This is a genomic window from Salibaculum griseiflavum (assembly GCF_003129565.1).
Classification (GTDB): domain Bacteria; phylum Pseudomonadota; class Alphaproteobacteria; order Rhodobacterales; family Rhodobacteraceae; genus Salibaculum; species Salibaculum griseiflavum.
The window spans coordinates 67343-77124 of the sequence record NZ_QETF01000016.1; the positions used below are offsets into that span (position 1 = coordinate 67343).

The 9782-nt window shown below is 63.2% G+C and carries 10 protein-coding genes; 7 read left to right on the forward strand and 3 right to left on the reverse strand.

Features of this window, described 5'->3' with window-relative positions; translation table 11 throughout:
- Positions 1-34: 34 nt before the first annotated feature.
- Positions 35-1603 carry a bifunctional metallophosphatase/5'-nucleotidase gene (locus DFK10_RS12970; protein ID WP_109389463.1) on the reverse strand — a complete coding sequence of 523 codons (1569 nt, stop codon included), beginning with the start codon at positions 1601-1603 and terminating at the stop codon, positions 35-37.
- Between the two features lie 154 nt (positions 1604-1757).
- On the opposite strand from DFK10_RS12970, the gene DFK10_RS12975 reads away from it, so the two are divergent.
- Genes DFK10_RS12975 through arsC form a run of 3 tightly spaced genes read left to right on the forward strand, consistent with a single transcriptional unit; the run spans position 1758 to position 3480 of the window.
- Complete coding sequence (locus DFK10_RS12975) at positions 1758-2093, forward strand: DUF952 domain-containing protein (protein WP_109389475.1); 336 nt, start codon at positions 1758-1760, stop codon at positions 2091-2093.
- Entirely contained in the window at positions 2090-3133 is a 1044-nt protein-coding gene (locus DFK10_RS12980) for a quinone-dependent dihydroorotate dehydrogenase (protein WP_109389464.1), read from the forward strand. The genes DFK10_RS12975 and DFK10_RS12980 overlap by 4 nt, the downstream gene beginning before the upstream one ends.
- Positions 3130-3480, forward strand: coding sequence for an arsenate reductase (glutaredoxin) (gene arsC, locus DFK10_RS12985; RefSeq protein ID WP_109389465.1), 351 nt, complete (start codon positions 3130-3132; stop codon positions 3478-3480). Before DFK10_RS12980 ends, arsC begins: the two co-directional genes overlap by 4 nt.
- Here arsC and putA read toward each other — a convergent pair.
- Positions 3451-6909, reverse strand: a complete 3459-nt coding sequence (gene putA / locus DFK10_RS12990) for a bifunctional proline dehydrogenase/L-glutamate gamma-semialdehyde dehydrogenase PutA (RefSeq protein WP_109389466.1) — start codon at positions 6907-6909, stop codon at positions 3451-3453. The genes arsC and putA overlap by 30 nt on opposite strands.
- Positions 6910-7015: 106 nt before the next feature.
- Here putA and DFK10_RS12995 point away from each other — a divergent pair, with 106 nt between their 5' ends.
- Both DFK10_RS12995 and DFK10_RS13000 read left to right on the forward strand, forming a co-directional pair.
- Positions 7016-7498, forward strand: coding sequence for an Lrp/AsnC family transcriptional regulator (locus DFK10_RS12995; RefSeq protein ID WP_109389467.1), 483 nt, complete (start codon positions 7016-7018; stop codon positions 7496-7498).
- A gap of 36 nt (positions 7499-7534) precedes the next feature.
- Positions 7535-8071, forward strand: a complete 537-nt coding sequence (locus tag DFK10_RS13000) for a tetratricopeptide repeat protein (protein ID WP_109389468.1) — start codon at positions 7535-7537, stop codon at positions 8069-8071.
- A 209-nt stretch (positions 8072-8280) separates the two neighbouring features.
- On the opposite strand, the gene DFK10_RS13005 is transcribed toward DFK10_RS13000, so the two are convergent.
- Complete coding sequence (locus DFK10_RS13005) at positions 8281-8667, reverse strand: hypothetical protein (RefSeq protein ID WP_109389469.1); 387 nt, start codon at positions 8665-8667, stop codon at positions 8281-8283.
- A 131-nt stretch (positions 8668-8798) separates the two neighbouring features.
- On the opposite strand from DFK10_RS13005, the gene DFK10_RS16285 reads away from it, so the two are divergent.
- On the forward strand, positions 8799-9224 hold the full coding sequence (locus DFK10_RS16285; protein WP_146193265.1) for a hypothetical protein: 426 nt from the start codon (positions 8799-8801) through the stop codon (positions 9222-9224).
- A 53-nt stretch (positions 9225-9277) separates the two neighbouring features.
- Complete coding sequence (locus DFK10_RS13010) at positions 9278-9679, forward strand: YbjQ family protein (protein WP_109389470.1); 402 nt, start codon at positions 9278-9280, stop codon at positions 9677-9679.
- The last annotated feature ends 103 nt before the right edge of the window (positions 9680-9782 follow it).

The window sequence follows — 9782 nt, forward strand, 5'->3', positions numbered from 1 at the left end:
CAACGGGGGCCGATTTACGAGACAGGGGACGGCCCTAGTTGCCCGTCACAGTGATGCGGCCATCGGTATAGGGCGCATAGGGGCTGTTCGCGGCCAGGAATTCCGCCGTGACATCGGCCAGGTCGGGGCCGAAATCATAGGCGTTCTCGGCACCCACGAACATGGCGTAGCCGTCGCCACCATTGCGGACGTAGTTGTTGGATACCATGCCATAGGTTGCGTCCATGTCGATGGGCTCCCCCCCGACCATCACGTCCGAGATCCGGCTGCCCGGCTCGGCGGACAGGTCCACGGTGAAGGACATGCCGGCAACTTGCGGGAAGCGACCGGCGCCTTCCTCGACCTGGCTGACGCCGTTTTCCAGCGCTTCCACCACGGTGGCCCCGGTGACCTCGAAGGTGGACAGGGTGTTCTGGAAGGGCAGAACGGTCAGGACCTCGCCCATCGTGACCTCGCCCGCGTCGATGCTGGCCCGCAAGCCGCCGCCGTTCTGGATGGCGATCTGGATACCCTGATCGGCCACGCGGTCCAGCATGGCATCGGCGACAAGGTTGCCCATCGGGCATTCCATCGCCCGGCAGACTTCGCGCGCGCCTTCGATAGGCTCGGCGCTTTCGGCGACCACCCGGGTCTTCATCTCTTCGATGGGCGCGCCCATCTCGGCGATGCGGGCGGTCATGTCGGGATCCGGCGTGACCGAGGCATCCAGCAGGATCGGATCGCCGGAGGCGCTGATGACGTTGCCGTCATCGTCGAAGGTCACGGTCAGTTCGCCCAGATACTTTGTATAGGCATAGGCCTGCGCGATCGGTGTGCCGTTCACCATTTCCGGGTAGGCCGGGGTGTCGGCGTCGTCATTGGTCATCAGCGTGTGGCTGTGGCCGCCGATGATCACGTCGATCTGCGGCACCGCCTCGGCGATGCGGCGGTCCACGGGAAGGCCCACGTGGTTCAGCGCGATGATGATGTCGACGCCCTCATCGGTCAGGGCCTGCGCATCCGCGGCCAGGCTGTCGATCTCGTCCTGGAAGGTGACGTTCGGCCCGGGGCTGGAGGTTTCGTCGGTATCGGTCGCAAGGGCCGAGATCACCCCGATGCGCTGGCCGCCCACTTCGAGCACCACGTGGTTCTGCACCCGTTCCTTCAGCAGTTCGGACGAGGACAGGTCGAGATTGCCGGAGATGACCGGGAAGCTGACCGCGTCGATGAACTCGGCCAGTTTCGGCGGGCCATCGTCGAATTCGTGGTTGCCCACGGCCATCACGTCATAGCCGATCTCTTCCATGAATTCGGCCTCGGCCGCGCCCTTGTAGGTGGTGTAGAAGAGCGAGCCCTGGAACGGATCGCCTGCATCCAGCAGCACGACGTTCTGATCGGCCAGTTCTTCGCGTTTCTGGTCGACCATGGTGGCGACGCGGGCAATCCCGCCAAAGCATTCGCCAGCGGCCTCGTCTTCGGCCCCACAGGTCGAATCGAAGCGGCTGATCGATTCGATGCGGCTGTGCATGTCATTGGTATGCAGGATCGTGAGTGAATATTCCGCTGCGGCCATGGACCCGGTCAGGGCCAGAACGGCAGTGGTGGAAAGTAGGCGGATGGACATTTTTACCCCCTTGATGTTGGAATGCGATCAGCTTGGGCACAAGCTGGGCGAGAGTCAAAGCCCTCGTCACCGGCCGACCTAACGTCAGCGCGTGACGGTGGCGTGACAGGCTGCGCGCTTGACCTCACGGCGGGCAGCGGCCAAACCGGCGGCCATGTTGATCTACAAGATACTGACCGCCGACCAATGGGCGGAGCTCGCCGGGACGGGCCGTTTCGACGGCGCCCCCATCGACCTTGCCGATGGTTATATTCACGCCTCGACTGCCGAACAGGTGCAGGAAACCGCCGAGAAGCATTTCGCGGGGCAGGAGGGCCTGATGCTGGCGGCGCTTGAGGCCGACACCTACGGCAACGACCTGCGTTGGGAAGTGTCGCGCGGCGGGGCGGAGTTTCCGCATATCTATGACCGGCCGCTGCTGCGCGCCGAGGTGGTATGGAGCCGCCCGATCCCGGTCAAGGCCGGGGTGCCACAGGTGCCGTTGCCATGAGCGTGCTGGAACAGATCGGCCTGCGCGCGATCCGCGCGGTCGACCCGGAAACCGGGCACGGGCTGGCTTTGAAAGCTTTGAACATGGGGCTTGGCCCGAAGGCTGGGCCGGTCACCTCGCCCCGCCTGAAAACGACGCTGGCGGGTCTGGACCTGCCCAATCCGGTTGGCCTGGCTGCCGGGTTCGACAAGAATGCCGTGGCGCTGGACGCCCTGGCCAAGACCGGGTTCGGCTTTGCCGAGGTCGGCGCGGTCACGCCCCGGCCGCAACCCGGCAATCCCAAGCCGCGCCTGTTCCGCCTGACCGAGGACGCCGCCGCGATCAACCGCTTCGGTTTCAACAATGACGGGATGGAGGCGATCGCCGACCGTCTTGCCCATCGTCCCATGGGCGCCGTTGTGGGCCTCAACCTGGGCGCCAACAAGGACAGTGCGGACCGGGCCGCGGATTTCGCCACGGTGCTGCGCCGCTGCGGGCCGCATATCGACTTTGCAACGGTCAATGTCTCCAGCCCCAACACCGAGAAATTGCGCGACCTGCAAGGCAAGGCGGCGCTGTCGGCCCTACTGGCCGGGGTGATGGAGGCGAACGAGGCCGGGCTGCCCATCTTCCTCAAGATCGCGCCGGACCTGTCCGAGGCCGAGCTGGAAGACGTGGCCGAGGTGGCGGGGGCCTCCGGCCTTTCAGCGATCATCGCCACCAATACGACACTGTCTCGCGACGGGTTGCGTTCGGCCCACCGCGACGAGGCGGGCGGGCTGTCGGGCCAGCCGCTCTTCGAGAAATCCACGCGGGTTCTGGCCCGGCTTTCGACCCTGACGGAGGTGCCCCTGATCGGGGTTGGCGGGGTCGGGTCGGCCGAACAGGCCTATGCCAAGATCCGGGCCGGGGCGAGCGCCGTGCAGCTTTACACCGCCTTGGTCTATGTTGGCATTTCACTGGCCGGAGAAATCGCGCGCGGTCTTGATGCTCTCTTGGCGCGCGACGGGTTTGCCAACGTGGCCGAGGCCGTGGGAACCGGAAAAGGAGAGTGGCTATGATCCTCTGGCACAATCCGCGCTGTTCGAAATCGCGGCAGGCGCTGACCCTATTGCAAGAGAACGGGGTCGATCCCACCGTGCGGCTTTACCTGAAGGATACGCCCAGCGTCACCGAGATCGAAGAGGTCCGCCGGGCGCTGGGCTTGCCCGCGCTTGGTATGATGCGGCGCGGCGAAAAGCTGTTCAAGGAGCTGGGCCTTGCCGATGCCGACGATGCCGCGCTGGTTGAAGCCATGGCGGCGCATCCGATCCTGATCGAGCGGCCTATCGCCATCACCCCGGCAGGCGCCCGGATCGGGCGCCCACCGGAAGAGGTGCTAGTCCTGCTGGGCGACAGCTGCCAGTAGCGCGGCATTGCCGCCGGCAGCCGTGGTGTCGATGCAGACATGGCGTTCATGCATCACGTGTGCGGCGTCGGGCTGCGCGGTGATCAGCGCCACGATCGGGCCATCCCGTTCGGCAAGCGCGGCTTCGTAGGCGCGGCCCGTTTCCGCGTCACCCCACCAGATCACGGCTTCGGCGGGCAGATCGCGCAGCGCCTCGGCCGGAACGGACCCGTCCGCCTGCACCGGCTGGCCGCCAAGCGCCCGAACCGCGTCGGCCTGGGCCTTTGCCGCCTCGGCCCCCGGGCCAAGGCACAGGACCGCGCCGCGCGGCGCTTCGGACAGGCGGTTGGATTCTCCGGTGGGTCCGGGCAGGTCCGCAGGTGTTCCCGGCTCGTTTGCCACCGCGCCCTCCAGCGCCTTGCGCAGCTTGCCAAGATCGGCGGCACTGGCCCATGCGTCCGAGGAATTGCCGGCGGCAGGCATGAGGAACCGTGGCAGGTAATGCGGTCCACCTGCCTTGGGCCCGGTGCCCGACAGGCCCTCGCCGCCAAAGGGCTGGCTGCCCACCACGGCGCCGATCTGGTTGCGGTTGACGTAGATGTTGCCGACGCGCATGGCCTCGACGATCTCCTGCACGCGGTCGTCGATGCGGGTGTGAAGGCCGAAAGTCAGCCCGTAGCCCGTGGCATTGATCCGGTCCAGCACCTTGGGCAGGTCTTCGGCATCGAACCCCGCGACATGCAGGATCGGCCCGAAAATCTCGCGCTCCAGCGCCTCGATCCCGTCGATCTCGATCACTGCGGGGGCGACGAAAGTGCCTTCCTGAGGGCAGGGCAGTTCATGCAGTACGCGCCCCTCGGTGCGGGCCTTTTCGACATGGTCGACGATGGTCTGGCGCGCCTCCTCGTCGATCACCGGGCCGACATCCGTTGACAGGTGCCACGGATCGCCGAGGCGCAGTTCGTTCATTGCGCCCTTGAGCATGGTCAGAACTTTGTCCTTCACGTCGTTCTGCACATAGAGGCAGCGCAGGGCCGAGCAGCGCTGGCCCGCCGACTGGAAGGCGCTTTGCAGGATGTCGCGGATGGCGTGTTCGGGCAGGGCGGTGCTGTCCACGATCATCGCGTTCAACCCGCCGGTTTCCGCGATCAACGGCGTGCCGGGGGCAGCGTTCTTCGCCATGGCCCGGCGGATGATCCGGGCGGTTTCGGTCGAGCCGGTGAAGGCCACCCCGTTGATGCGGCTGTCAGAGGTCAGGGCCGCGCCCACGTCCCCTGCGCCGGGAAGCAATTGAAGCGCGGTCGCCGGAACGCCGGCCTCGTGCATCAGCTGCGCCGCGCGATGGCCGACCAGGCAGGTCTGTTCCGCCGGTTTCGCCAGCACGGCATTGCCTGCCGCCAGAGCCGCCGCAATCTGGCCGGTGAAGATAGCCAGCGGGAAGTTCCACGGGCTGATGCAAACCCAGTGCCCACGCGGGGCAGGGGCCTCGGCCCGTTCGATCTGCATCGCGTAGTAGTGCAGGAAATCCACCGCTTCGCGCACCTCGCCCACCGCGTCCAGAAGCGACTTTCCCGCCTCGCGGTGAAGCAGCGCAAAGAGTTCCTCGGCGTTGTCCTCGTAGGCGGCGGCGACCTTGCGCAGGGTTTCGGCGCGCGAGCTCGGGCTTGCGTCCCAGGGCTGTGCGGACTGCATCGCCTGGTCCACGTCCGCCGGTGTGGCGTCGGTGACCTCGCCCACGATGTCACCCGGAACAGCGGGGTTGACGATGCGGCGGGGCTGGCCGTTCGAGGCGGCGTCGCCGGATGCCGCCATCAATGGCGCGGCCTGCCATCGGGTCGCGCGATGCGGATTGCGGCCCGCGTCGATATCGGCAAGCGTCGGGCGATAGGTCAGGTCCCAGCCCTTGGAATTGGCCCGGTCGGGGGCGAACAGCGTGGGTCCGGTCGCCAGCGGATAGCGGCTTTCCAGGTTGTCGAACGGGTCGGCGGCGACCTCTTCGGCGGGCACGTCCTCGTCCACGATCTGGTTGACGAAACTGGAATTGGCGCCGTTTTCCAGCAGGCGGCGGACCAGGTAGGCCAGGAGATCCTCATGCGCGCCCACGGGGGCATAGATGCGGCAGCGCGTGCCGTGATCGGCCATGACGATCTTGTGCAATTCCTCGCCCATGCCATGCAGGCGCTGGAATTCAAAGGCGTCCTTGGCCAGGCCCATCTTGTCGGCCATATGCAAAACGGCGTGCACCGTATGGGCGTTATGGGTCGCGAACTGCGGGTAGATCACGTCGGTCATACCCAGCATCTTGCGGGCGTTGGCGATATAGCTGACATCCGTGGCCGCCTTCGAGGTGAAGACCGGGAACCCGTCCAGCCCCATGACCTGTGCGCGCTTGATCTCGGCGTCCCAGTAGGCGCCCTTGACCAGCCGCACCATGAAACGCTGGCCGGTACGGCGCGCAAGGTCACCCAGCCAGTCCAGCACGTGGCCCGCGCGTTGCCCATAGGCCTGCACGACAACGCCGAACCCGTCCCAGCCCTTGAGGGCCGGGTCGCTGGCGACCGCCTCGATCACGTCCAGTGACAGCGACAGGCGATCGGCCTCTTCGGCGTCGATGTTGAAGCCCTGGCCGGCGGATTTCGCCAAAAGGGCGAGGGACCGCAGACGCGGCACCAGCTCGTCCATCACCCGGTCGCGCTGGGCCTCTTCGTAGCGGGCATGCAGCGCCGACAGCTTGACCGAGATGCCGGGATTCTGCGTCACATCGCCGGATGTGCAGGCCCCTGCAATGGCGCTGATCGCGCGGGAATAGGACAGGTGATATTGGCGCGCATCGGCATCTGTCCGCGCGGCTTCGCCCAGCATGTCATAGGAATAGGTGAAGCCGATTTTCTCCATCCCGGCAGCGCGTTTCATGGCGGCCTGAATATCCTCGCCCAGCACGAACTGGCGGCCCATCTCGCGCATGGCGCGGCCCACGGCGCTGCGGATGACCGGCTCGCCCAGCCGCTTGATCGCGTTGCGCAGATGGCCCGCGGGGCCGGGCTTCTGATCGGCCAGAACCTTGCCCGTCAGCATCAAGCCCCAGGTCGAGGCATTGACCAGCGAGGAAGAGGAATGCCCAAGATGCTTGCCCCAGTCGCTGGGCGCGATCTTGTCCTCGATCAGCGCGTCTATGGTTTCGGCGTCGGGAACCCGCAACAGCGCTTCGGCCAGGCACATCAGTGCGATGCCCTCCTCGGTGGACAGGCCGTATTCGGCCAGGAAAACCTCCATGAGGCCGGGCGACGACGTCCCCCTTATGCGCCGCACCAGATCAGCGGCGTTGTCACAGACCGCCGCGCGGGCGGCCGGATCGAGGTCGGCCTGTCTCACGAGGGCGTTTACGAGGTCACGTTCCGAGGCGAGGTAATGGTCGTCTATCTGGCGGCGCAGGTCGTCCGGAGAGGTCATGGCAATTTTCCTGTATGCATTTGTTCCAGAATAAACCGTTGCGGCAAGGCGATCTGACCTCTATTATTGGATTTACAAGTCGATTTGGCCAAAGAAGGGAATTTTTATGAGCGATCGTTCTTCCGACCTCGATGTGTTCGACCGCAAGATTCTCGACGTCATTGCCGTCGATGGCAGGATCAGCGTGACAGAGCTGGCCCGCCGCATCGGGCTGTCGAAATCCCCCACCCAGGCGCGACTGAAACGCCTTGAGGAGACCGGGGTCGTGCGAGGCTATCGTGCCTTGTTCGATCCGATCCGTCTCGGACGGGACCACGTGGCCTTTGTCGAAGTCAAGCTTTCAGATACGCGCGAGGCGGCCCTGGCGGCGTTCAACGACGCCGTGACACAGGTCCCCGAGATCGAGCAATGCCACCTGATCGCCGGGGCGTTCGACTACCTGCTGAAGGTGCGGACCTCGTCCATGGGGGCCTACCGGATGGTGCTGGCCGACAGCATTTCGACCCTGCCGCATGTCTCGAACACTTCGACTTACGTGGCGATGCAGGCGGTCAAGGAAGAGGGTGTTGCGGCCGTCGCAGAGGCGTGACTTGACCCAGGGGCAGCGCGTGCCATCCTAGGTATCATGAAAAGTCTCTTGCCCTTTGTCCTGCTCGCGGGCCCCGCCCTGGCCGATTGCCCGGCCCCACCCGATCATTCCCGAGCCATCGACACGGCGCTCGCAGAGTTGCAGGACAGCGCGAACGAGATGGAGGCGCGCGAGGTCAATGGCCAGCTTTGGGAGTTGTGGCTCGACGCGCCCGATGAACGGGCACAGGCGATGCTCGACGAGGGCATGGCGCGGCGCGAGAGCTATGATTTCCTGGGCTCGATCGACGTCTTGTCGCGACTTGTGGACTACTGCCCGGACTACGCGGAAGGCTACAACCAGCGCGCGTTTTCCTACTTCCTGGCCCGGGACTTTGAAAGCGCAGTCGCAGACCTGGAGCGCACAATCGCGCTGAATCCGGATCATATCGGGGCCCTTTCCGGCATGGCGCTGGCGCTGATCGAACTGGGACGCGCCGCCGAAGCGGTGCCCTGGCTGCGCCGGGCGGTCGACCTGCACCCCTACCTGGCCGAGCGCGCCCTTCTGGACAGCCTGCCGGGCGAGGATATCTGACTTTTCCCCGCCGCCCATGGCGCATATGGTGCGCGCACCCGGCAACGGGGCCCGCGTGGTGGAATGGTAGACACAGGGGACTTAAAATACCGGGCTGGGACCAAAAATGCCGTTAAAAATATGGTTCTGCCGAGGAACAGTAGGCATTTGGTAGACGAAAAAAGTCCAAGGAGGGTGTCGTCACAATGGCTTGCCCGGCGGATGTGCCGCTACGCTTGTCCGTCATCTATGGCCTGTCGGGCCTCTGCAACGTTGGAGAATCGCTTTGTAAGAACCTTGATCTTGTCGCCATCCCTTTCGATCCTCCTGCCTTTGTAGTTCTCCACAAAGTTTGCATCGGCAGCATCACGTTCTCTCTGGAGGCGTTCCCTCTCCTTAGCCGCTTCTGTTGCGGTGGGCAGGGTAGTTGAAGTGCTGGATTGGTTTGCCGATTGCTCAGGGTTCCGTTCCATCACCAATACAGCCAGCAATGCGAAGACTCCGAACAACAGACCAAGGAGGAGCCAACCGAAGAAGTTTCGACCGCGCGCCTGCGCTGCTAAGGCTGTTACCACCGCAAAGCCGACGCCATACACTACAAAGAAGATCATCTGCATAACCGAACTTGTTCAATTGCTGGAGGTTGCTCACGCAGCGAAAGGGTACAGCAGGTCACGTACGCATCAAGCCTTCATTTGGCCTACTCCAAAGCTTGTCAATTCAAGTGGTCTTCCCTAGCGTCCGCTTTATGGGCGACTTTGAGCTGATTGCTATCTTGCTTTTTGTAGCGCTCGCAGTTTTTGCGGTTGCGGCGTTACTCAAGGGTGTGGTGCCGGGTGACATTACAGGTGCAACAGGTGTTTTGAGTTTGGATGAAGCCGCCGATAAAATTTCACTGGCTGATCCGAGCGAGATTGGTCCGGATGATGTGTATTTGGTTGTGGTGCTGCGTCAAAGTGGTGAACTTTCCCGTTATGAACCGCACTACACTCCAGACGACGCAAAAGCAGCTATGAAGTCTGCCTACAGGCGCGCAAAGGTTGATCATATCAGGATTGATCGGAATACGACTCGAAAGGTTGAGACATGGCGAGGTATGTATCACGGGAAGGGCACGCGTGAGGGGCGTCGTTTGGGCGGAGTATCTATCGTTGTGACACCTCCTGACAGTTAACCGATATTGTTGTGTGTTGCTTGTTAAATACGGCGCAATAACGGAGATTAGATTTGGCTAAGTGTAATATTTGTGAGTCAAAAATTGGCTTCTTTGATGAGCAAAAGGTCGAGGGCGTGTGCTCAGAGTGCAAAGCAAAAATTGAGAAAGTCGTTTTAACCACCGAGACGTATCCAGAGCGCATGAATATCACCGATACTATAGAGGTGATAACCGCCGAGTGTGCTTTTGGCATGAATATGTTCAAGGATTTGTTTGCTGGGGTCAGAAATATTACTGGCGGGCGTTCTGAGGCGGTTCAAAAAACTATTCGCGATAGTAGGCGTACCGCACTCTACGAACTCAAGAAGGAAGCCTATGAAGTGGGTGCTAACGCTGTAGTGGGGATAGACCTCGATTATGTTGAGCTGAGTGGTGCAGGCAATATGGTGAGGGGATGTCCCGACGGATGTTGAAACTTTGAAAAAGGGTGGCGTTGCTTCCCCTGAGCCGTAGGCTCGGGGTGATCAAACCAAAAAGGAAGCAACACCATGAAGACGACTACCACATCCTCCAGTG